Origin of the sequence: Paenibacillus sp. ICGEB2008, from assembly GCF_000307675.1 — a bacterium.
GTDB classification, from domain to species: domain Bacteria; phylum Bacillota; class Bacilli; order Paenibacillales; family Paenibacillaceae; genus Paenibacillus; species Paenibacillus polymyxa.
Window position 1 is genome coordinate 56,577 of the sequence record NZ_AMQU01000012.1, and the last position, 23,861, is coordinate 80,437.

The 23,861-nt window shown below is 46.1% G+C and carries 14 protein-coding genes, 1 pseudogene and 1 riboswitch; of the genes and pseudogenes, 10 read left to right on the forward strand and 5 right to left on the reverse strand.

Annotated elements, in window-relative coordinates; genetic code table 11:
* Positions 1-18: 18 nt before the first annotated feature.
* Positions 19-141 (forward strand): hypothetical protein, encoded by a 123-nt coding sequence (locus C400_RS28435; RefSeq protein ID WP_269800343.1) that lies wholly within the window; start codon positions 19-21, stop codon positions 139-141.
* Between the two features lie 54 nt (positions 142-195).
* Here the strand turns inward: C400_RS28435 and C400_RS0112650 are convergent, their stop codons facing one another.
* Positions 196-1,239: an ABC transporter substrate-binding protein gene (locus C400_RS0112650; RefSeq protein ID WP_017427200.1), complete on the reverse strand. Its 1,044-nt coding sequence runs from the start codon at positions 1,237-1,239 to the stop codon at positions 196-198.
* Positions 1,240-1,434: 195 nt separating this feature from the next.
* Positions 1,435-1,544, reverse strand: a riboswitch (TPP riboswitch).
* A gap of 269 nt (positions 1,545-1,813) precedes the next feature.
* Between C400_RS0112650 and C400_RS0112655 the strand changes: the two genes are divergently transcribed.
* The 3 genes from C400_RS0112655 (at position 1,814) to C400_RS0112665 (ending at position 5,906) form a co-directional block, all read left to right on the forward strand.
* Complete coding sequence (locus C400_RS0112655) at positions 1,814-2,248, forward strand: pyridoxamine 5'-phosphate oxidase family protein (RefSeq protein WP_016818833.1); 435 nt, start codon at positions 1,814-1,816, stop codon at positions 2,246-2,248.
* Positions 2,249-2,466: 218 nt separating this feature from the next.
* Entirely contained in the window at positions 2,467-4,569 is a 2,103-nt protein-coding gene (locus tag C400_RS0112660; protein WP_017427201.1) for a bifunctional 2',3'-cyclic-nucleotide 2'-phosphodiesterase/3'-nucleotidase, read from the forward strand.
* A 275-nt stretch (positions 4,570-4,844) separates the two neighbouring features.
* On the forward strand, positions 4,845-5,906 hold the full coding sequence (locus C400_RS0112665) for an EAL domain-containing protein (RefSeq protein WP_017427202.1): 1,062 nt from the start codon (positions 4,845-4,847) through the stop codon (positions 5,904-5,906).
* A 150-nt stretch (positions 5,907-6,056) separates the two neighbouring features.
* Here the strand turns inward: C400_RS0112665 and C400_RS0112670 are convergent, their stop codons facing one another.
* Positions 6,057-7,148, reverse strand: a complete 1,092-nt coding sequence (locus C400_RS0112670) for a hypothetical protein (RefSeq protein WP_017427203.1) — start codon at positions 7,146-7,148, stop codon at positions 6,057-6,059.
* 273 nt (positions 7,149-7,421) lie between these two features.
* Between C400_RS0112670 and C400_RS0112675 the strand changes: the two genes are divergently transcribed.
* A complete protein-coding gene (locus C400_RS0112675; protein ID WP_016818829.1) occupies positions 7,422-9,122 on the forward strand; it encodes a glycoside hydrolase family 13 protein in 1,701 nt (566 codons plus the stop codon).
* Positions 9,123-9,193: 71 nt separating this feature from the next.
* Here C400_RS0112675 and C400_RS0112680 read toward each other — a convergent pair whose 3' ends face one another.
* Both C400_RS0112680 and pdaA read right to left on the reverse strand, forming a co-directional pair.
* Positions 9,194-9,961: an HAD-IIB family hydrolase gene (locus C400_RS0112680; protein ID WP_016818828.1), complete on the reverse strand. Its 768-nt coding sequence runs from the start codon at positions 9,959-9,961 to the stop codon at positions 9,194-9,196.
* 161 nt (positions 9,962-10,122) lie between these two features.
* Positions 10,123-10,920, reverse strand: a complete 798-nt coding sequence (pdaA, locus tag C400_RS0112685) for a delta-lactam-biosynthetic de-N-acetylase (RefSeq protein ID WP_016818827.1) — start codon at positions 10,918-10,920, stop codon at positions 10,123-10,125.
* Positions 10,921-11,188: 268 nt separating this feature from the next.
* Between pdaA and C400_RS0112690 the strand changes: the two genes are divergently transcribed.
* From C400_RS0112690 to C400_RS0112710, 5 genes are all read left to right on the forward strand, one after another.
* A complete protein-coding gene (locus C400_RS0112690) occupies positions 11,189-12,211 on the forward strand; it encodes a methionine ABC transporter ATP-binding protein (protein ID WP_016818826.1) in 1,023 nt (340 codons plus the stop codon).
* Complete coding sequence (locus tag C400_RS0112695) at positions 12,208-12,873, forward strand: methionine ABC transporter permease (RefSeq protein WP_017427204.1); 666 nt, start codon at positions 12,208-12,210, stop codon at positions 12,871-12,873. Before C400_RS0112690 ends, C400_RS0112695 begins: the two co-directional genes overlap by 4 nt.
* Before the next feature lie 478 nt (positions 12,874-13,351).
* A complete protein-coding gene (locus C400_RS0112700) occupies positions 13,352-16,795 on the forward strand; it encodes an S-layer homology domain-containing protein (protein WP_017427205.1) in 3,444 nt (1,147 codons plus the stop codon).
* Between the two features lie 161 nt (positions 16,796-16,956).
* Positions 16,957-20,097 carry an ATP-binding protein gene (locus C400_RS0112705; RefSeq protein WP_017427206.1) on the forward strand — a complete coding sequence of 1,047 codons (3,141 nt, stop codon included), beginning with the start codon at positions 16,957-16,959 and terminating at the stop codon, positions 20,095-20,097.
* 158 nt (positions 20,098-20,255) lie between these two features.
* On the forward strand, positions 20,256-21,407 hold the full coding sequence (locus C400_RS0112710; RefSeq protein ID WP_017427207.1) for a response regulator: 1,152 nt from the start codon (positions 20,256-20,258) through the stop codon (positions 21,405-21,407).
* A gap of 542 nt (positions 21,408-21,949) precedes the next feature.
* Here the strand turns inward: C400_RS0112710 and C400_RS0112725 are convergent.
* Positions 21,950-23,718 (reverse strand): annotated as a pseudogene (locus tag C400_RS0112725) (alpha-glycosidase).
* Positions 23,719-23,861 lie beyond the last annotated feature (143 nt).

Genomic DNA, 23,861 nt, shown 5'->3' on the forward strand with positions numbered 1-23,861 from the left:
AAGTGGAACGAGAACGAATTGGACGGAATGGTGCTGTACAAGCAAAACGGTCGCTTTTGTCCCCGGATTTCTACCCTGCTGAGGGCTTTATTCGAGAAATCCGGGGGCGGTGGCGATGGGAAGCATCATCCGTCCGCATAGTGGCGCTTCGTTCACTTCTCTAGTCCAGTCTTATTTAGCGTTTTAACAAAATGATCAACGCTTGGGCAAGAAGTCGTTTGTGAAGGCCTTATCGACTTCCAAAGGTTTGCTGAGCAGCTTGCGTTCATACATCCAATCCGAGTAGTTTTGCCATACCTCTGCTTTTTGTAAACCCCATTGCGTGGCATCGTCCTGATAACGCGGGCTTAGCCATTTTTGGCTAGCAAGTACCAGCTTTTTGTCCAGCTCTGGCACAGCTTTAGTTAAGATATTCGCCGCTTCTTCTGGATGGGCGATAGTGTATTCATAGCCTTGTGCAGTAGCGTCCATGAACGCTTTGACTAGGTCAGGATCGTTTTTTATCGTCTGTTCATTGCTCACAATTACAGGTGTATAGTAATCGAGACTTTTGGAATAATCTTTTACATACAGCATATCCAAGGGCTCGCCTCGAAGTTCGGCCTCAATCCCGGTCCATGCGTAGAAAATCCAGGCAAAGTCAATATCCCGCTTCACGGCTGTAAAATAGTCTGCATTGCCCATATTGACGATTTTCACTTTGCTCACATCACCTTGGTCTGAATCCATGATGGATTTCATGACCGCTTCTTCTACAAGAGAACCCCAGCCGCCGTAGCTTTTACCCTCGAAATCTTTCGGGCTTTTAATTCCGCGGTCTACCGGAGCTGCGAAGCCAGAGGTGTTATGCTGAATCACCGCAGCGATGGATACGAGCGGTACGCCTTGGATACGAGCCTGAGTGACGCCTTCTTGATAGCTGATACCAAAAGGTGCAGCATTCGAAGCAACCATTTGGTCGGCTCCCCCTGAACCAGGTTGAACAATTTGGACATTCAAGCCTGCCTTTTCGTAAAATCCTTTGTCCTTGGCGACATAGAGTCCCGTGTGATTCGTATTGGGTGTCCAGTCGAGCACGACTTTAACATCTTTGAGCCCCTTTGCCGAGGTAGACGTTGAAGTGTCGGCAGCAGGAACCTCCTTTTGAGATGTAGGGGGATTGCCGCCGCAAGCGGTCAGAGTCATAGCCATGAGCCACAGACTGATTAGACCCAGGCTTAACATTTTCATGCGCTTCATCGTTGTGTTCTCTCCTTTTTAATTACCCGTTATCCGTCCAATCAGACAGTTTATATTCCCCATTTTCACAAAAATCACATCTGCCGGAAGCAATCTTTCCAACAACTTTATCTTCAACAAAAAAAGCGTCCCGAGATTCCGGGACGCTTGCGCTTGTATATACCAAAGTAAGGGATGTCCTGTTTTAATAAAAGGCACATCTTGCTTAAGCATTCCTACGCTGGCATTACCCAGATCAGGTTGTAAGGGTCAGTGTCTTGGGACACACTCTCAGCCGGCCGATTCCAGCACCCCTGGCATTGTATGGTTTAATGGGTTCGTTTATTCGGGTTTACTACGACGATTATATGCCTTGAAAGCAGGTCTGTCCAGCCTTGAGGGAGCGCTCACGGTTCATTTGTCGAACGACAGGGTACACTTTTACTGTGAGCTTTGATCTGAAAATGGACATGAATCATTCAGATCTGTTTCGGTCATGTTATTTTTAGAACAGCTACACTGTATGTTTAGGAGAGCTGGTGCCAAGTGGCATAGCCCTATAGAATTCTAATTCGTAAAAAGGAGTTGTTGTACTGTGGGTAAAACGGAGACACTGGATCGCAGTCAGCTGGAACAAGCCATTGTGAAGGCTTTGGATAACAACAAATTTTGCTCGTTAGGTACGGTTGAGGGCGGAAAACCGAAAGTACGCTATATGGCCCTTTTTAACGATGGAATGAACATTCATCTGGCGACGGATCGCAAAACACATAAAGTGGATGAGCTAAAGGACAATCCGAATGCTTATCTGCTGCTGGGCTATGAAGTGGGTGGCACGAAGGAAGTCTTGGAAGTGGAGGCTACCGTCCAGATTACAGCTGATGAGGGGTTACGCAAACAAGTGTGGAATGATTCTCTGAAAAAATGGTTTTCCGGACCAGATGATCCCGATTATGTCATCTTAGACGTCAATCCGACTCGTATTGAGTACGTGGGTCAACAAACGGAGCGCCAGGTGTGGACAAAATAGAAACAATATAAACGGACAAGCCAGTAAATTTCCAACTTTTTCAGGAGATTTATTGGCTTTTTTTATACGCAAAATAATTATTTTTTCATAAATATTTTAAGCAAATGACTACTCTTTTGTCTGGCGTTGGATTAAAATAGGAATGGTGGGTTCAAAGCTTACATATATGTGCAAAAGTATGTATATGAGGCATACACCTTAATGAGGAGGGGTATATTTTGTTATTTCGTAAAAATTGGTTTAAAGGGTTTACAGCAGCAGTTGTAGCTTGTAGCCTGCTGGTGTTTTCAGCGGCTCCATCCTGGGCAGCTATCGATTCTCGCGATAGCGCTACGGTGAATTTGCGGATCATGGAAACAACAGATATTCATGGGGCGCTGATGAATTATGATTATTATTCGGACAAAGAAACTAATGAATATGGCTTGGTTAGCACAGCAAGCTTGATCCAACAAGCACGTAGTGAAACAAGAAACAGCATGCTGTTCGATAACGGTGATTTGCTGCAGGGCAATCCATTAGACGATTATATGGCCCGCAACAAAACCTTTGAGAAAGAAGGCGGTGTCCATCCGGTCTATAAGATGATGAACTTGATGGATTATGATGCGGCTACTGTCGGCAACCACGAATTCAACTATGGTCTTGACTTCCTGGACAAATCGCTCAAGGGAGCTGATTTTCCTTACGTAAATGCGAACGTTTATGTTGATAATGAGGGTCAAGCTACTAAAAATTATTTTACTCCTTATCAGATTCTTGATAAAAAAGTAACGGATGAGAAGGGCGAAGAGCATACGCTTAGGGTGGGTGTCATCGGTCTGGTAACCCCCCAAATTATGCAGTGGGATGAAGCTAATTTGAAGGATAAGGTCGTTACGAAGGATATTGTGGAAACAGCCAAAAAGTTTATTCCACAAATGAAAACAGAAGGTGCTGACATTATTGTCGTGCTTGCACACACAGGTTATGAGGATGTGCCGCAAACGCCAATGATGGAGAATGCCGTTAAATATTTGAGCCAGGTAGACGGGATTAACGCGATTTTGTTTGGGCATGCTCACAAATCTTTCCCAGGCTCTGATTTTAAAGATATGAGCGGTGTAGATTTGGATAAAGGAACAATTAATGGCGTACCGGCTGTGGAAGCTTCTTCGTGGGGTAAGGATCTGGGCATTATTGATCTGAGCTTGGAGAAGAGAAATCGCGAGTGGCACGTAATCAACTCTCAGTCAAAAGTGCGTCCAGTTGTGAGTACTACCAATCAGGCAGTGCAGTTTACTCCTGAATTTAAACTGATTGATGCGATCAAAGAAGAGCATCAAGGAACGCTGGATTATGTTCGTCAACCTGTCGGAACAACGACTGCACCGATTACCAGCTATTTTGCATTAGTGCAGGATGACCCGTCCATTCAAATTGTGACAAATGCACAGAAATGGTATGTTCAAAACCATCTTAAAGGAACCGAATACGAAAATCTCCCCGTATTATCGGCAGGCGCTCCATTCAAAGCCGGTGGTCGCAACGGTGCCGAGTATTATACCAACATTCCTGAAGGTACAATAGCGATTAAAAACGTGTCCGATCTGTATGTGTACCCGAACACGGTTCATGCTGTAGAAGTTACTGGTGCTGAAATTCAGGAGTGGCTGGAGTGGTCTGCGGGTCAGTTCAACCGCATTGATCCTAGCAAAACTGAGGAACAATCGCTGATTAACAAAGATTTCCCAACCTACAATTTTGATGTGATTGACGGTGTGAATTACCAGATTGATGTAACTCAGCCTGCACGATATGATGCCAAGGGTACTATTATTGATTCTTCGGCCCATCGTATCAAGGATCTGCAATACAATGGGAAGGCTATTGATCCTGCACAGAAATTTATCGTTGCGACCAATAACTATCGTGCTTCCTCCTCCAAACTGGCCAACCCAGATGGCAAACGAATTGTGATGGCAGCACCAGATGAAAGTCGCCAAGTCGTTGTTGATTATATCCGTACGAACGGAACGATTAATCCGTCAGCGGACGGCAACTGGTCTATTGCTCCTTTTGGTCAGGCCAAGGTTACTTTTGAGTCCTCTCCTGATGCCAAAGACGTGCTGGCCGGAAATCAACAAATTTCATACTTGAGCAACGCGGCAGACGGGTTTGCCAAATACAGCTTGAAAGCTGGCGCTAAGCCTAGTGCAGCAACGACCTCTGTGAAGGAAGCTGCGGCACCTGCGAAAGCAACCGCGAAGCCAGCTGTCAAAACAACTAAGCCTGCGGCTGCAAAACCGGCTAAAACAACGAAGCCAAAGGCGTCCAAGTAACTTGGGATTTTAGTTTCCATATCCATATCAGAATGAAGCAGTAAGTCTCTTTAAACAAGAGATTTGCTGCTTTTTTTGATGCCCTATACAATAGTACCGTGTTTATTATGAGTGTAAAAAAGGCTTTATTCTTGTCGAATATGCACTTAAGTCCTAAGTTGTTGTTCAAGATAAGCTTATTTTTTGTCAAAACGCGTAATTATATAGTACTTTTGTTCTAATTGTTTGTGATATAATGGTGAAAAAACCGGGAAATTGTTCCGAGGAGGACCATTATGACTTGCAGCAATTGCAGCATCATATTACCTATTAAGGATCAAGGATTGCTGAAAATTAGGCATTCTAGGGTGTCGCTTACTCCAGCATTAGAGGGCTTGGGTATGCTATCGGAACAAATGAAACCAGAACATTGGTGTGAGGATAACATCGTGTTTCGCTACGACAGCCGTTCACAGTTGGAACAGCTAGTTAACGGACTGGCTCGTCTGCCGCAGGAGTGTTTGGACCGAATACAAGTTGTGGTGACTGGTTTGCAACATGTTGAGGGATTTGAGGACTGGCTTTTATTTAGTCAATTGCAAGCTCGACTGCAACATCCGGATCTGGTGAGTATTATTAAGAATCAAAACTTTACCAGCCATATGCAGCCTATTGTTGACTACAAGCTGAATATCATAGGCTTTGAGTTTTTGCTGCGTCCATCACAGCACGATAAGTCTTTTCAGCCTTTCCGATTGTTTGAAGTTGCTCGTGAAGCTGGCTTGCATGCTCATTTGGATCGCTCGGCTCGTATTTCCGCCATTGAAAAAAGTGCGACATGCCTTCCGACGGGAATTAAACGATTTATTAACTTTCTCCCTTCAACCATTTATAATCCGGCTTATTGCTTGAATCACACCTTTGAGACAATTGATCGGTTATCCATGAATACGGAGGATTTTGTATTTGAGGTCGTAGAGACGGAAGAAATAGACGACCTGAATTTTTTGCATCAAATCTTTGAACAATATCGTACACGGGGAGTTTCGGTGGCACTGGACGATGTAGGGGCAGGCTATTCTACGACAGAGCTTATGAATTGCCTCCAGCCCGATTATGTTAAAATTGACCGCAGTATAATTGATGGCTGTCACAGTAACAGTGATCAAAAACGCCAAATTACTGGGATAGTGGAATCCGCTTTTCGTTTTGGTGGTCAGGTGTTGGCTGAAGGTGTAGAGCAAATGGAGGATTTTGAATTTTGTCGTGATGCAGGTGTGTCGCTAGCTCAGGGTTATTTGTTTGGTAAGCCGGAGCCTACTCCACCATCCAATTTTATACTTAGTAGAGTAGTGTAATCTGAAATAGCGTATTCTATAAAGAAATCGACACAAATAACCCGACGATCTATGGTCACCGGGTTATTTGGTATTTTTAGAACAATTACATCTTAATTATATTCTTTGCACTATTGAGGCGACCCATGTGTCCATCTAATGTTATTACGATTATAGTGTGATCACGTATAAACCCAGCGGAGTAGTCGCGCTACCTGCAACCATGAAGCTAAGAGAATAGCTCGACTGGCCAGGCGGGACGCTGATGTCAGTCAGTCGGCATACCTTGGTATTATCTTGTAGCAAGGGGATACCGTATACATGACCATCTACGCGTACAGACCCGGCGAATGCACCTCCACGTGGATTGGCGTAAATTCGTACGGTACGTACCTCACTACTGTGATTAACGATAGGAATGGTTGCGTTATATATTGTTCCGAATTGTCCGCGATTATCAAGCGCAGGCCCCAGTTCGCTGCGTTCCCCTGTAAACAGTAGATCGGCAGGAGTTTCGCCGTTCAGCTTCTTAGTGGCACATGCTCGGTAGTTGGCGCTTTGCCCTACTACATACTCCGGCATACGCGCATTTGTTTCAGAAAAGGACCATACGCCCCGTGGATGCGCCTGTGGCGGGGGTACAGGAGGGAGCGCATCCTCATGAATCTCGCGCAGATCAGTCTGCGTATCTTTGCTGACTACGGTGCGAATCACATAGTCCAGCGTACCGTGGCCTTCGGCATATTCTACCGTGAGGTCATAGACGAATCCGGCCAGTGATCCTTCGGGTAGCTCAAATTCCTCCAGCAAGGCGGTGCCTCTGCCAAATTTGTGACGGTCTACTGGCTTCAGACGTTTCATCGTACCCGCCAAACAGCTTTTGGCAATAGACTGCCCAACATCAATAATCCAGTTGCCATCCTCAGGTACAATCTCCAGAGCACGTTCAATATGGCGTACTTCCAGGCGGGCCGTGCTTTTATTCTCTATGGTGATGCCCAGTTTAACAGGGCTGCCGATTTTGTTATAATGCCAGCCGAAAATTCGGTGCTTGACTGTCCGGGTGGTGGTGCGAACCACATCATGCCACAAAGTGGCTTGCTCGGTAGGTACCGTCACGTGGGTAAGCGTCTCCGGGTTATCACTAAGCATCAGGCGGCGTGTTCCCCCCTCAGTGGCTGACTCCACATCCACATGGATGTTGGGCGGGATCACAGCTGACTCCACAATTAAATCCTTTGGCTCCTTGGGTCGAAGGTTCATATCAATTCCTCCCTAAATTCAAGAATGGCACCGCTTTTGGTTCAAGTATATGGGTAGTTCATAAATATAGGTAACGCCAAGTCCATGTATACAACCTGTTTTTCAAAAAAAATAAATTAAAAAAATATATCGTAAGCTATAGCAGCTCTGCTTGTGTACCTAAGCAAGCTTACAAGTCCCTCATTTCCCTACACCGACGATTCGCATACAGGTATTGCGTGTATGTTAAGAGCATAAGCTATTGGATGTACAGAGAAGATACAGGAGGGAAACATGCCTAAAAAAATATGGTGGAAGGAAGCTGTTGTTTATCAGATATACCCGATCAGTTTTCAGGATTCTGACGGAGACGGAAAAGGGGACCTGCGCGGCATTTTGTCTCGGCTGGATTATCTGTCTGAGCTGGGTATTGATGTGATCTGGATTTGCCCGATATATAAGTCGCCCAATCATGATAACGGATATGATATTAGCGATTATTATGCCATTATGGATGAGTTTGGAACGATGGAGGATTTTGATGAACTCCTTCATCAGGCGCATGAACGAGGTATCAAAATTATGATGGATTTGGTATTAAACCATACGTCGGATGAGCACCCGTGGTTCACGGAGTCACGCTCGTCCAAGGATAATCCGAAGCGGGACTACTACATATGGCGAACAGGCAAAAATGGCGGATATCCGAACAACTGGGAATCGTATTTCTCCGGTTCTGTATGGAAATATGACAAGCTTACAGACGAATATTACATGCATCTATATTCCGAGCATCAGCCGGATCTGAACTGGGAAAATGAAGAGATGGTGGGTGAACTCTATCGTATGGTGGAATGGTGGTTAAAAAAGGGAGTCGATGGCTTCCGCTTTGACGCCATTGCCCATATTGTCAAAGCCGAAGGACTGCCGGATGCGCATAATCCTGACAAACAAACCTTGGTGCGTGCCTATCAGCTCTTTTCCAACCTTGAACAGGTACATGTACTTCTACGGATGCTGAACGAAAAGGTACTGGAGCGTTATCCCTTAATGACGGTTGGTGAAACGTCCGGTTTAGGGCCAGAGCAGGCACTGGATTATGTGGGAGATCAGCGGCATGAGCTGAATATGGTGTTCCAGTTTGAACACATGTTTATTGATGCCCAAGGGTTAGGAACGGAAAAATGGAAGTACAAGTCGTGGACGCTGGTGGAACTGAAAAAAATAATGAGTAGTTGGCAGACGGTGCTTCATCAGGAAGGATGGAATGCCAATTATCTGAACAATCATGATCAACCGCGGGCTCTCTCGCGTTTTGCGAATGATGGCCAGTACCGTGCGGAATCAGCTAAAATGCTGGCAACCTTCACACATATGCTCGAGGGTACGCCTTATATTTATCAGGGTGAGGAAATTGGAATGACGAATATTGCCTTCCCGTCGATTGATGATTATCGGGATGTGGAAACGTTAAACTATTATGAGCAGCAACGAAAGGTCGGTGAGCCGGAGGAGCAGATTATGGCCGCGATCTGGCGAAAAAGTCGGGATAATGCACGCACTCCCATGCAGTGGAATGCCGGACCTGCAGCCGGATTTACCGATGGAGAGCCGTGGATGAAAATTAATGATAACTACACGCACATTAATGCAGAGGCGGAAAGAAATAATCCGAACTCGATTTTTCACTATTATCGCAAGTTGATTGCTCTGCGCAAACAACATGAGGTCATAGTCTATGGCGAATACAAGCTGTTGTTGCCACTTGATACAGAACTGTATGTATTTGCGCGCATGCTGGGACAAGAGCGTTTGCTAGTCATTCTGAATTTTTTTGACCGTGATCCAGTGTTCCACTGGCCCGACGGTGAGGAGTTTCCTATCGCCAAGGCGGGGCTGCTTCTCTCCAACTATGAACCGGTAAAAGGAGAAAATTTGCACGCTTTGAAGCTGCGCCCTTACGAAGCTAGAGTGTATAAGTTAACCTTAAAATAAATGTTCGTTATCCTTAAGATGATAAAAGAAGGGGAGGCTCATAGAGGAGCCTCCCCTTCCTTAGCGTTGGACTAAATAGTTACTGTTTCAGCCAATTCACGGATTTTGGCGATAATCCGTTCTTCTTGATTTTCCCCCTCATTAGGGATAGATTCAGTCGCGTAGGCAGCCAGTTCAGCATGATGGTGAATCATGACGGCATGGTGTGCCTCTTTGAACATTGGAATATCATTCGCATCATTACCAAAGGCGATAAATCGACGAGGCTGCACACCTAGCTTCTGAAGCGCGTTCCATTTATGGATATTCTGGGGGCTAATGTCCAGTACCGGTTCATTGCGGTGTTGATGAATGACCACACCCAGCGGTAGAAGCTTAGCAGCCAAGCCTTCCATATCGTCAGCAGTTAAAATGAGTATTTTTACAATAGATTTCAGGGACGCCAAAGGCAGCTTTTGTGCCAACTTGCTAACATCCACATTGTTGAGTATGGGATGATCAGCTGCGCCTGTATAAGCATAATCCCACTCACTGTCAATCAAGTAGGTAGCTTGGTGTTCCTCCAGCAGTGGGAGCAGAGCATTCTGTACTTCCGGAAGAAAGGACTCTACGTATTTTACACTGCCATTTTGGGAGATCATTGAGCCGTTACCGCCAATCAGGGTATAGTTGTGAAAGCGTTCAGGAAGTACAGGCAGCATGTCGCGGATTGGTCGTGCCGAGGCAAAAATGACTTCATGTCCCGCTTGAGTTAACTGTTCCAAACAGCCTGCAATCTTATCCGACACACACTGCCCCTTGAAGCAGATCGTCCCATCCAAATCAAATACAAAGTGCATAATAGATGTACCTCCAAAAAAGTGCTCTCCAAATCGTTTCTTACGTCATTATATCCATGACCTTCCTTATTCGTAAACTAAAAAGCCCGATTCACACTGTCTGCTAGAGCAGATGTGGTTCGGGCTGATGACGGTATTAAGTCATTAAGTTAGAGCTATTTTTAGTGATAATGCTTAACTTTAAGGTCATCCAGGCTTTTGAACTCATATCCTTGCTTACGAGCCTCGTCAATGATCGAGCCAAGTGCCTCGGCATTATCCTTGGATACAGAATGAAGTAAAATGACCGCTCCAGGGTGGAGCTGCTGCATGACTTGGCGATAGGCATAGTCCGTTCCTCGCTGAATATTCGTGTCCCAATCCTTGTAGGCTACCGACCAGAACACACTCGTATATCCGGCTTCTCGACAGGATGCCAATGCTTTTTCATTAAAAATGCCGCGTGGTGGCCGGACATATTTCATTTCCTTTTGCCCGGTCAGCTCTGCAGATGCAGTTCGTACCCGATCCAGCTCAGATCGAATCTCTGCCGAAGAGATGGTGCTCATATCAGGATGGCTCCATGAATGGTTTCCGATAATATGGCCTTCACTCGCCATGCGGCGCATTAAATCCGGTTGGTCTTTTACAAAATGTCCGGTAACAAAGAAGGCGGCCGGAACCTTTTTCGCTTTCAATACATCCAGTACCTTGGGAGTATATCCATTTTCGTAACCGTTGTCGAAAGTTAGAAATAATTCTTTCTTAGTCGTATCCCCCAAAAAGATGCCGCCTTGTCTTTCAATCAGGTGCATAAAGCCTTCTTGTGCGATGGAGGGCAGCTCGCCTCCTTTGCTTTTTTTAAACCCAAAATGATACGGTTGTCCGTCCACAGCTTGGGTAGCTGATGCCGATTCTCCCATAACTGTGGACATTCCCATCATTGCAATGCATAGCCACAAGGTCAATATTCGCTTCATCTATGTTCCTCCGTTTCCGCCCCGGTTCGGGTAAGATGTGTATACTTCGGCATATTCCATACCATCTGCAATATCATGTTCATTTATGCAAAGAAAGAAATGCTTGCACCAAACTTAAAACACATATTGACATCAATATAAAATCGAAGTAGTATACTCTATAAAACTTACTAAAATACTCGGATTTAATTCGAGTATTCATGCCATAGGAAAGAAATCAACTCAGAGAGATCTTACATACTTGATGGAGCGGAAGGAGTTAGGAGCTATGATTGAACTTAGGAATGTATCCAAAACCTATGTAAGAAAAGGCTTAAGCATTCAAGCGTTAAAAAATATAAATATCACAGTAGATAAAGGAGATATCTTTGGTTTTATCGGATTTAGTGGTGCAGGGAAAAGTACGCTTATCCGTTTGGTCAATCGTCTGGAGAAAGTAACGACTGGTGAGGTTCTTGTCGAAGGGGAGAGCTTAAATGCCTATTCGACCTCCGGGCTGCGAAAAGTAAGGAAAAAGATCGGAATGATTTTTCAGCATTTTAATCTGCTGGAATCGAAAACAGTATTCGAAAACATTGCCATTCCATTGGTGTTGCTCAAGCGCAACAAGCGGGAAATTGAGAGGCGTGTAACAGAGTTGCTGGCATTCACAGGATTATCGGATAAGGCAAATAGCTATCCCAGCGAGCTTTCCGGCGGGCAAAAGCAGCGTGTCGGGATTGCGCGGGCGCTTGCGAGCAACCCGTCCATTTTGCTCTGTGATGAGGCAACCTCGGCACTTGATCCGCAGACCACGCAGTCTATTCTTGATTTGCTTCGCAAAATCAACAAGGAATACAAGATCACCATCTTGATCATTACCCATGAAATGTCGGTGATTCAGCGGATTTGCAATAAGGTGGCCGTCATGGAAAAGGGAGAAATCATTGAGCAGGGCAACGTGCTGGAGGTATTCGGACAGCCGAAGCATCCAACGACGCAAAGCTTTGTACGCACAGTTATTCACGATCAAGTGCCGGATAGTGTGCTGCAAACGTTCGAGCAGCAAGAGTCGCAACGCATCTACAAGCTGGAATTTATCGGACAGGCAGCTTCCGACCCAGTGGTTCATGAATTGATTCGGAAGCACGATATCCATGTGAACATTTTGTTTGCCAACATGACGGAGATTCAAGAAACGACGATTGGCTATATGACACTTCAATTGCGCGGTGAGCAGCATGCCGTTCAGCAGGCTGTTGATTTTATCAAGAGCAAAGGGGTTCATATTCAGGAGGTGGAAAGTCTATGATGATTACAGGAACCACGATAACTTGGGATCAACTGTGGGAAGCTTTGTATGAATCTATACTTATGGTCAGCATATCATTATTTATTGGTGCTCTGATTGGTATCCCTATCGGTATTTTACTCGTCGTCACCCGTTCAGGCGGAATTTTGGAGAACAAATGGCTGTACAGTATTTTAAATCCGATCATTAACATTGTTCGTTCCTTACCGTTTATTATATTGCTAATCGCGATCATTCCGTTAACCCGTCTGATTGTGCATACATCCATTGGGACCAGTGCGGCAATTGTCCCCTTAATTATTTATATAGCACCCTATATCGGCAGGCTGGTCGAAAATTCGTTGTTGGAGGTCAATCCGGGAATATTGGAGGCAGCAGATGCGATGGGGGCGACTCCGTTTCAGGTCATTCGATACTTTCTGCTGCCCGAGGCATTCAGTTCTCTGATTTTGTCGTTAACGACAGCCGCCATTGGACTGATTGGTGCAACGGCTATGGCTGGTGCGGTCGGCGGCGGCGGCATTGGCGATCTGGCGATAGCGTATGGCTATCAACGTTTTGATACGTTAGTTATGCTCATAACCGTCGTCATTCTAGTCGTGTTTGTACAAGGGGTTCAATCCTTGGGCAACCTGCTCTCTCGCAAAGCACGCAGGGGTTAATGAACAAAACGGATATTCAACATATGTAGTTGGCATGTTAGGTTTTAGCATTATTCCATTATCCAAGAGCATCCTCGCTCATTATGAGCAAATTGCAAATATTTAGATTTCACCTCCTCATTTCTGATCAAGAACGCCCTATATCAATGGATAGGGCGTTCTTGTCATTTCTTATATTAGAACGGTCATAGTCATTTTCCACCGTCTCACCCATCCTCGCTAGTTCTGTCTAAATAACCATTCGCAGCAATAAATTAAATGAATACAAGCATATTAGGCCATGTGTAGTTAGCTCCAAGTCAAGCAATATTCTACGAAACACGTTGTATAGGTCTAATTGTTCAGAATCGGTTCAGTGGGGTTTCGTATAATTCTTTTAGCATAGTTCCTTGGTTGCATAAATCGTAGAACTAAACATGACTAAAGCCTTTGATATAACAGGATATATGCCAATAAATAGCGTCTAGGAGTGAAAATATTGAAACTTGTAAATCGAAATAAATGGATTGCATCTGCAATGGTGCTGGGGATTGCTTCAGGCTCCATTGTATCTCTGCCTTGGATGGGCGGCGCCCAGACTGCTTATGCAGCGACAGCAGATACGCAAAGTGAGACTGGATTTGTAGCACAAGCTCGCACTTTGGGTTTGATGACAGGTGGTAATCAGGGCGATTTTATGGCACAAAAGAATTTGACCCGCGCCGAAGCGGCTAAAATTTTGTGCAGTCTGTTCCAGTTGGAAGTTAACAATCAGCCGCAAACATCTTTTATGGATGTGTCCTCGGATGCATGGGGTGCTCCCTATATTGAGGCTGTACGTGCAGCCGGGTATATGACAGGCAACGGAGAACTGTTCCGTCCGGGAGATGCCATTACCAAGGAAGAACTGATCGTATCACTAGTACGCGCAATGGACTTGCAGGATGCAGGTACTACGGATGCACAGCAAAATGCAGTTCAGGTAGCTCGCAATTATGGTTTGTTATCAGAGGATGCTTCTGCAACGGATTTGAAAAATCCATTGAACCGGGAGAGCAGTGCAGAAGTATTCGTTAGCCTGTTGGATCATCCAGTAGGAGAAGTGAAATCAGAGGGTAATACGGTTCGAATCGGAAATATCCCCTACCAGCTGGAAGGATCTTTGCAAGGCTTGTTCGGTGAAAATAACAAAGCGGTATTAAAAGGGGCAAAAATCGATCTTAACCGTAATTTGCGTACACTCACAGGTGTAAAACAGCTGGAAATTAACGCAGACGGTGGCGTATTTGACGGTAAGGGTGTGTCTTTTGATGGACGCCTAATCGTCAATGGTTCGGTAACCTTGAAAAACATGTCCTCCACAGGCGTATTAGAAATCAAAGGCTCAGGTACCCAGCTGGTATCAGCCATTTTGGAAAATACGACATGGTCTGGTGTTGAGCTTGGCTCTCAAGATGCACAATTGACAGCAACCGGGACGACAAAGATTGACAACTTGACGCTGAAAAATGATGCATCGATCGTGACCGAAGGTAATGCCGCGATTAGTCGTGTTTCATTGCAACAGGGACTTGGCAAGCTGTTGGTTAACGGTAGTATTGGTTTGCTGGATGCATCTCAATATGTGGGCGTTCCTTTTATTACGTTGGCTAAGGGAGCAGCAATCAGCCAGCTTAACCTGCCGGAACAAAAACAGCCACAGGATGTTATTATCAACTATAATGCGATGAAAGAAGCTGTTAGTCTCGTGAATGGTACGACGAAATCGTCCTCTACTGGAGCGGTTGTCACGGATACAGACAGCAAAGATAAGAAAAAACACAACAGTGACATTATCAGCGTAGACCGCAGTCGGCTGGAGACAGAAGTCCATGCAGCCAAAGAACTGCTGGAGCGTGCAGGCGAGGGTGGAACGGATCAAGCACTTTACCCAGCCGGAGCGAAGGAAAACCTGTCCATAGCCATTCATCAAGCTATGCTGGTACTAAACAATACAGCAGCTACACAAGGAGAAGTAGATCAAGCGCTCAGCACATTGAAACAGGACGTTTCTGTGTACACAGCCTCAGCCACAGAACCGGTGATTGGAACACAGGAATTAACTAGACTGATTCAGTTAGCTTCGACTACCCTTGAACAAAACCGAATGATTGGTGACGAATTTCCGCCTCTCTGGGATGACTCACTAAGTCAAGCGATTCGATTTGGCAACAATGTGTTGGAAGGGAATGCGCCTCAGAATATTGTGGATCGGGAAGTAGAAAGCTTGGGTCGAGTAATCAAGGTATACAAAGCATCAGTAAAACTCAGAGATGCCTATCTGCATTTTCTCGATGTAACGGATCGTGTGGAGAATTTGAAAACGGACAAAGCGCGTTACAAGTCCATAGTGAGGGAAGGATCAAAAGTATATCTGAATCCATTATCTACAACTGAGCAGTTGGAGGAATGGACACAAAAAATAGAAGGTGCCACAGAATCATTCCTGGCACTGCAAGCAGCGGACTTCTCAGTGCTTAAAAATACTTTACAAGAAGCGCAGGTTATCTACGATCAGAGTGGTTCTCAAAATACTGAGCTAGACAACCTCATTCAGGAATATACAGAGAAGATGCACACCGCTATGACGCAGCTGGATGTATTGAACTTGAACATGGAGCTGAGTCAAAGGCTTACGGAATTCACTGCGCCAGTGCCTGCTACAACTCGGGAAAAACTGCAGCAGCTGGTTCAAGATGTTCAACTCAAACTGCTGTCTGACCCTGTGGCTCGTAATTACTTGAATACGGAAATGATGCTTTTAGAACAACAAACAGTACAAGCCCACTTTGCACTCATTATGCCGTTTACTCCTGAGGAACAATTGGTGATCTCTTATAATCAATTAAGTCAGGCTAAAGGGACCTATATTGAAAAATATAACGAGAAAAGACTACAATTGAGAGATAAAGTCATAGAAATGCAGACAGCGATCAATGGAATTTTGATGCAAAATTCAGGCGCATTAAGTGCTGAAGCCCAGCAAGCTTTGTCTTCTGCTTCAGAGCATGCCTCTATCTTCTTAGGTTTGTCCAGCTTTGAATTACAAGACGTTGTTCCTGTATACGAGGAGTTGCAACAAGTACAGAGCCAGTATGCTGCACCAATAGCAGTGGATACCATGTTGTTAAATTTCAACATAAGTATTGCTAATAATGAAGTTCAGACGTTCGGCCGTCATTATACCGAACAAGATAACGAAGAGCTTCAAGGGCAAATTAATCAGGCAAACCTTGTGCTTAATACTCCGGATATTACACAGCTTCAGGTAGACCAAGCTAACACAGATTTGATTACAGCGCTTTCGAACTATCAATCCAAATGGATCGTAACTGATCTTGATATCCAAGAGCTTAAGAACATTGCGAACAATCTGCTTACAGTAAATGGTACAGATCCTACGACGGTCTACTTTCACAGAGTAGTGGATGCATTCAATCGTCTGGACCCGTATTATCCTATGCCGGAAGTTAAGAAAAATTATATGAATCTGGAAGATGCGATTCAGGAGTATAAAGATTTTATAGCCAGCCAGCAACAAAGTAGCGGTGGAGCAACACCGCCAAGCGATAGCAGCGGAACAGGAACTGGCGACAGCAGTGGTGGAACAACACCGCCAAGCGGTAGCGACGGAACAGGAAGTAGCGACAGCAGTGGTGGAACAACACCGCCAAGCGATAGCGACGGAACAGGAAGCGGCCACAGCAGTGGTGGAGCAACATCGCCAAGCGATAATAGCGGAACAGGAAGCGGCGACATTAGCGGTGGAGCAACACCGCCGAGCGATAACAGTGGAACAGGAAGCAGCGACAGCAGTGGTGAAGCAACGCCACCGAGCGATAGCAGCGGAGATGATTCAGGCTCGATTCCTGGCGGTAGTATTGATGACGTTATAATTCCTTAATAAGGGGAATATAGGAAGTGCAAGGATGTATAGAAGGGGACGATTCCGCACAGATTTTATCTGCAGCGGGCGTCCCTTTTTGTGTGGACAACGCTTCTAATGTAGCTGGATAGAATAACCGATACAAAAAGATAGACGTTATTGAAAAGAGCGGGGGATTTATGAAAAAACAGGGTGTTTTATTTTTTATTATACTTCTGCTTGCGGTTGCGTTGCCGGTATATCCGTTAGTGTCGGGTGTATTATCCGGAAACAGTCATTGGAAAGCTCACAACGGTGTTATTGATTTGCGTAATTGGGACCCCGACAAGGAAGGTGCTGTACAGTTGGGAGGAGAGTGGGAGTTTTATCCTAATCAGCTTTTGCAGCCTTCATCTTTTCAGGAAACGGGATATCAGGATTGGGGAAATCGTCAAAACTCCTCCAAATTGGGATTAGGCACTGGATCTTCTGCCAAAATTGTGAATGTGCCTGGTAGATGGAATCAGTGGATGCCTGGGGGACAGGCGACTGGATATGGAACCTATCATGTTCGTGTACTGTTGCCTGAAAAAGTGGAAAATCTGTACGGCATCCATATGCAAAATATTCGCAACTCCAGCCGAGTATGGATTAACGGAGCAGAGGTGGGTGCGAGTGGTGTTCCCTCCGTTTCGGCCGACAAGGGCAAGCAGGGCAACGCCCCCTTTGTTGGATTTGCTGCAGTAGATGGACATTCGGCTGATATTACCGTGCATGTGGCTAATTATAGCTATTCCTCTGGGGGGATCATTTATCCGCTGCTGTTTGGGGATTATGCCAGTATTACGCATAGCCGGGAAGTAGCGATGGCGGAGGACACCGTACTAGTCGCAGGATTTTTTATCCCTACTGTATTTTTTATCATGCTGTACCTTTTACGTAAAAAAGAGAAGGCCTTGCTTTACTTAGCATGCTTTTGCGTCGCGGCACTATTTTACATTCTGACACATGGAGAGAAGCTGCTAGTCTGGGGAATGCCGGATTTGCCTTATGAATGGATATTGAAAATTCAATCGTTCTCTTCGACGCTGTTCTACTATTTTCTGATTCGGTATGTTCATCTTACGACACAGATTGTTATGAATCGGATCGTGCTGCGTCTCTATAGTATTACAACCGCACTGATGCTGGGTATGGGGCTATTGTTGCCTACACTGGTACTCTCATCCTTTGAAACGTTTATCCTTCTTTTTGGTGTAGTCAGTGTGGGATATGTATTACTGATCCTAATTCGTGGACTTGTTCAACGGACGGACGACGCTGCACTGCTAGTCATTAGTATTATGAGCATTCTTATGATTGTGGTGACCAGTTTTGTGTATGTTCTGGGATGGGGAGATGTACGTGGGGTAACAGCCTATGAAATGCTCATATTCGTATTGGCTCAAACGCTGTTGCTGGCCAAACGTTTTGTACATTCGTTCATGGAGGTTGAGAACCTGTCACGACGTTTGCTAACCTTGGATGGGTTAAAGGACGAATTTCTGGCGAACACGTCACATGAGCTGCGTACTCCTCTACATGGAATTATTAATATCGCTCAATCCATGCTAGACCGCTATGGGACACAATTCAATGAGCCGCAAAAGCACAATTTGGCCTTGATTGCGAAGGTAGGGCGCAGGCTTTCCTATTTGATTAACGATATTTTGGATTTTTCTAATTTGAAAAATGGAAGATTAGCCTTAAACCGCCGGCCTGTAAACGTACAAGCTGCAGTGAACTCTGTGCTGGAGGTATTGGGTCATTCGGTAGGTAAGAAAAAGCTCCAATTCGTCAAAGAATGGCCTAATTCGTTGCCTAAGGTGGATGCAGATGAACATCGCCTGAATCAGATCTTATACAATTTATTGGGGAATGCGATGAAGTTTACGGAGGAAGGCGAAATCGTAATCTCTGCCAAGACCAGGAACCGCGAAATGGAAATTAGTGTGAAGGATACCGGACCAGGTATTGCCCCAGACCATCTTTTGCACATATTTGAACCTTTTAACCGAGGGGCGAATGCTGAGGACGAAGGATATAGTGGAACTGGGCTTGGGTTAGGCATCACCCGTCGTCTGGTGGAGCTGCATGGAGGCCATATCCGAGTAGAGTCCAGATTGGGTAAAGGTTCGACCTTTTATTTTACACTGCCCTTAGCGGAGACTGGTACGTCGGCACATGAAGCTCAAAAAAATGTTTTGTCTGAGGTTATATTGCAGCCTGGTGTGACCTCGAGTCAGGATGTGAATCCGCTTGAAGAAGATGGATTGGAGCAAGTGAGGAATGTTCCTTACAGAGTGCTGGCTGTAGATGATGATGAGGTTAACCTTCGGGTGTTGGAGGAACTGTTATACACCACAGGTTGTAGTGTGGTGGCTGTGGAACATGCTGAGGAGGCGCTTCAGCTGCTGAATAGCCGTACCCGATTTGACCTAGTCATTACGGACTGGATGATGCCAGAAATGTCCGGTATTGAGCTGTGCCGACGGATTCGCGAACGGTATTCTCTCTCCGAACTACCCGTGTTGCTGCTGACGGCACGCGACCTGCCCGGCGATATCCGTGCAGGCTTCATGGCTGGAGCCAATGACTTTCTACGTAAGCCTGTTGATGCTGAGGAATTAAAGGCGCGTGTGCGCACCCTCCTGAACATGCGCCATTCGGCAGAGGAAGCGGTGCGTTCGGAAATGGCCTTTTTACAGGCACAAATCAAGCCGCACTTTCTGTACAATGCATTAAATGTCATTGTTTCGACCGTAGCGGTAGACCCGGACAAAGCAGCGGAGCTGCTTATGGAGCTGAGCCAGTATTTGCGGGGAAGCTTTGATTTTCAGAACAGGGAGAATACAGTTCCGCTATGCAAGGAACTGGAATTGGTAGAATCGTATGTGGCATTGGAAAAAGCCCGTTTTGAAGAACGTTTGCAGGTGACTATAGAGGTAGGGAGGAACATCCGGTCGCTGATCCCGCCATTAAGCATTCAGCCCATCGTGGAGAATGCGATACGGCATGGTGTGATGCAGCGGGCCACAGGTGGAACGGTGCGGGTGATTGTACAAGAGGCTGGAGCCGATTTTGTGGTCAGCGTGACCGATGACGGCGTAGGGATTCCGCCAGAGCGACTGCGACACTTACTGTCGGAGGAGCATGTATCCTCCAGTGTGGGGCTGCGTAATATCCATCGCCGTCTGATCCATATGTATGGAGAAGGATTGCAGATTGAAAGCAATCCTATGCAAGGGACGACGGTAAGCTTCCGTGTGCCGGAAATGACCTTATCTCGCCCTAGTGAATGAATAAAAAATACAGTGCATCTGCCGAAAAAAGCTAATGTCGCGCCCGAGTTTATACGATATATAAAATATAAGAAATTAAAAATCGGATGGTAAAGCAGACAGCTTGGTCATGAAGCATTGTAATGGATGGTTGCAGCAGGAAGGGAGCGCGGACACAGATGAAGGCGATATTGATTGATGATGAGAGGTCGGCACTAACCTACTTGGAACGGTTGCTGGAGGCGGACGGACGATTAACGGTCATGGGCAAATATACGTCTGCACAAGCTGGGTTGGATCATCTGGCGGCAGAACGTGTGGATATTGTTTTTATAGATATCGGAATGCCGGAGATGAACGGACTGGAGGCCGCCGAGTGGATTCAACAGCTGGACTCGCATATTCATATCGTCTTTGTGACTGCGTACTCGGAATATGCTATTGAAGCATTCGAACTGCAAGCACTGGATTACTTGTTAAAACCTGTTCATGCCCGGCGGCTTAATAAAACGTTGGATCGGATTGTAGCCACGCTGGCAGATTCCCGTCCTTCCAGCTCGGTCGTCGCAGCAGAGCAATTACCCAAAGTACGTTGTTTTCAAAGGCTTGAAATTTTGGAGGATGGACAAGGAGCCGTGGGAGCAAAGCCATTCAAATGGCGTACATTAAAGTCGCAGGAGCTATTCTCCTTTTTACTACACCATGAAGGGGAATGGGTTAGCAAGGAGCAATTGCTGGATGCGCTGTGGCCCGAATATCATTTGGACAAGGCTGTTGTTCATCTACACACGTCCATTTACCAAATTCGCAAGGCGCTGAAAGAACGGATGCAAGATACGAAGCTGGAGTACAATCTGGATCGCTATCGTTTGAACCGTAATGGCTGGGTTACAGATGTGGAGCTATTCGAGCGGGGAATTTCCGAATGGGCGGCATCTGGCAGCGGTGGTACGCCGCGTATCGAGAGCCTGTTGGCTCTGTACCGTGGCAATTATCTGGAGGAGCACGATTACCCATGGGCGTATGCAAAAAGAGAAAAGCTGCGCAATATGTATCTGGCATGTGCTTCAGAACTGGCTAGAGAAGAGCTCCGTTCAGGTCGTGCCCGGCAGTCCGTCCAACGCTTGCTCAACCTACAGCAGCGTGAACCTTATTCAGATGATATCTGCGGTTTGCTGCTGACTGCTTATGCCCAGCTGGGAGAGTATATAGCTGCTCAAAAGCATTATGAAAGTTTCGTCAGCTTACTGGAAGATGAGTTGGGTATTGAGCCGCAGCAGGTGACACACCAGTTGTACGTGCAATTGAAAACACAGACGCTACCTGCCTAGACTGCTGTACTGGCTCAGGCAGGTATTCAAAAACCGCCTCAAGGTTATCTTATTTGAAGCGGTTTTTTTGCGTGGATGAAGGTATTTTATAGCCTCTTTTCACTATGACCTGATATTCGCCGGGACCTGTTTTCTTCAGTGGCATATGCATATAGCATATCTCTTCACAGCTAGGTCGTAATTGAGAGGTTTATAAAGCCACGAAGACTTAAGGAGGCCATGGCATTGGGAAAAAGGAGACGAACAGGCTTTAAGGGCAAAAGAATTAGGGTGGATGTTAGACAATCTTCATCAGCTCACACAGGACAAGGCGGTAACCCCATTTCGATCAATGCTTCGGATGTTGGGGTAGTAAGAACAGATGTCAAAAATAAATAATCAGCTTGTACAAAGAGCTATGTCCTCAACGTAAAAAGATCGCCGGGAATAAGTTAGATAACTTGTTCCCGGCGATCTCGTTTTTTGCCATAGTCGGCAGGTGCTTTCATCAGCATCCGCGCCTACATAACTTATGCCTTTCTTCTCGTCTTCACACCACCATCTTAAGCAGGTTTTACTGACCGGGCAGGTGCTGCCTTCAGCACAGCGTATCCGTAGGGTGGAAGCTCGACATGCAGCCCCTCCGGTCCTACGGACCACTGGCTTTCGCCAAAGGCTACCTCCCATTCCTGCTCTGGAATAGACAGTTCAAAAGTGTGATGCTCATCGGAACGGTTGAATAGCACAAGCAGCACTTCTTCGTCGCTGCGCCGCTCGTAGGCGAGTGAAGCGCCCTCCGGTTGTGCCTCCAGGAAAGTGATGCTTCCTTGATCACGAAGGACAGGGTGCGCCTTGCGAAGAGCGATCATCTCACGATAAAAGTTGAACAGCTCGTGGTCCTGCTTGTCGGTATCCCACTCCATGCACTGGCGGCAGCTGGATCGGCATCTCCATCCAGGCCGATTTCATCGCCGTAAAAAATGCAGGGCGCGCCCATATACGTGAACTGGAACAAAGCAGCCAGCCGCATCAGTTGCTTGTCGCCCCCGCACAGCGTCAGTAGGCGCGGTGTATCATGGCTATCCAGCAGGTTAAAGGCAACCTCGGATGCCTGCTGCGGATAGCGGGCAAGCTGGCGTCCAATAGCGAAGGCAAAGCTCTGGGCATCGGTCACTTTTTTGACGAAAAAATCATTCACCGCATAGGTGAACGGATAATTCATCGTCGCATCGAACTGGTCACCCTGAAGCCATTCTGATGATTCGTTCCACATTTCGCCCAAAATGTACGCCTCCGGATTAGCCTGCTTGACTGTCGTACGGAATTCACGCCAAAAGGCGTGATCCACCTCGTCTGCCACGTCCAGTCTCCAGCCGTCGATACCAATCTCTTCAATCCAATGCTTTGCCACATTCAACAGGTATTCTTTTACCTCAGGATGTTCCGTGTTCAGCTTGGGCATCATCGGTTCAAGCCCGAATGTATCGTAGGTCGGTGTGCCATCGACCACTTCCAGCGGAAAGCTATGAACATGGAACCAGTCCTTGTAAGGCGAGGCTTCGCCTTTTTCCAGTACGTCCACGAACGGTTTAAAGGTACGTCCTGAATGGTTGAACACCGCATCCAGCAGTACCCGGATTCCCCGCTCATGGCAGGCCTCGACCAGTTTTTTTAATATCTCCTTGTCCCCAAAGTGCGGATCTACCTCCATGTAATCCTCGGTATCGTATTTATGATTGGTCGTCGCCTTGAAGACAGGGGTCATATATATGGCGTTGATCCCTAGCTCGCTTAGATGATCCAGATGATCGAGAATCCCTTGTAGATCGCCACCGAAAAAATTGTCTCTTTGCGGTGTGCCACCCCATTCCTCAGCACCTTCCGGGCTAATGGAGGGGTCGCCGTTGGCAAAGCGTTCCGGGAAAATCTGATAAAAAACAGCATCCTTCACCCATGCAGGTGGCTTCAATATATCAATCGGATTTAGAAACGGGTATTGAAACAGACTGTCTGCATTTTGGGGTTCCTCGGTGGTGAAATCGTTCTCGTTCATCCAAATTCGTTCCTCGCCATCTTCCAGCAAAAATCCATATTTCAGCCGACGGTGAGTAGGCTTTACAGTACATTCGTAGTAATCGAACCTGCCATCGGTGGCAAATTTAGACATCGGAATAAGCTGCCGAGTACGATCCCAGTCGTACTTATCTACGGTAAGAACGTGAACAGCAGTCAGGTCATTTTTCTTTGTACGGAGCCGTAAAATTATCGTTTCATCATCATAACCAAAAGCCCAATTACGTTTCGGGTGGTGGTATATCGCTTCCAGCAGCATCAGATAGGCCTCCTTGTTCACCTGCATTCAAATTTGAAATTGTGAAGCGTATGTCGTATAAGGTAGTTATTAACCTTTTTAAGTGGGTTATGTACCATAACTGCTATAATGCCCATTACATAAAAGAAAAACGATAAGTAGGT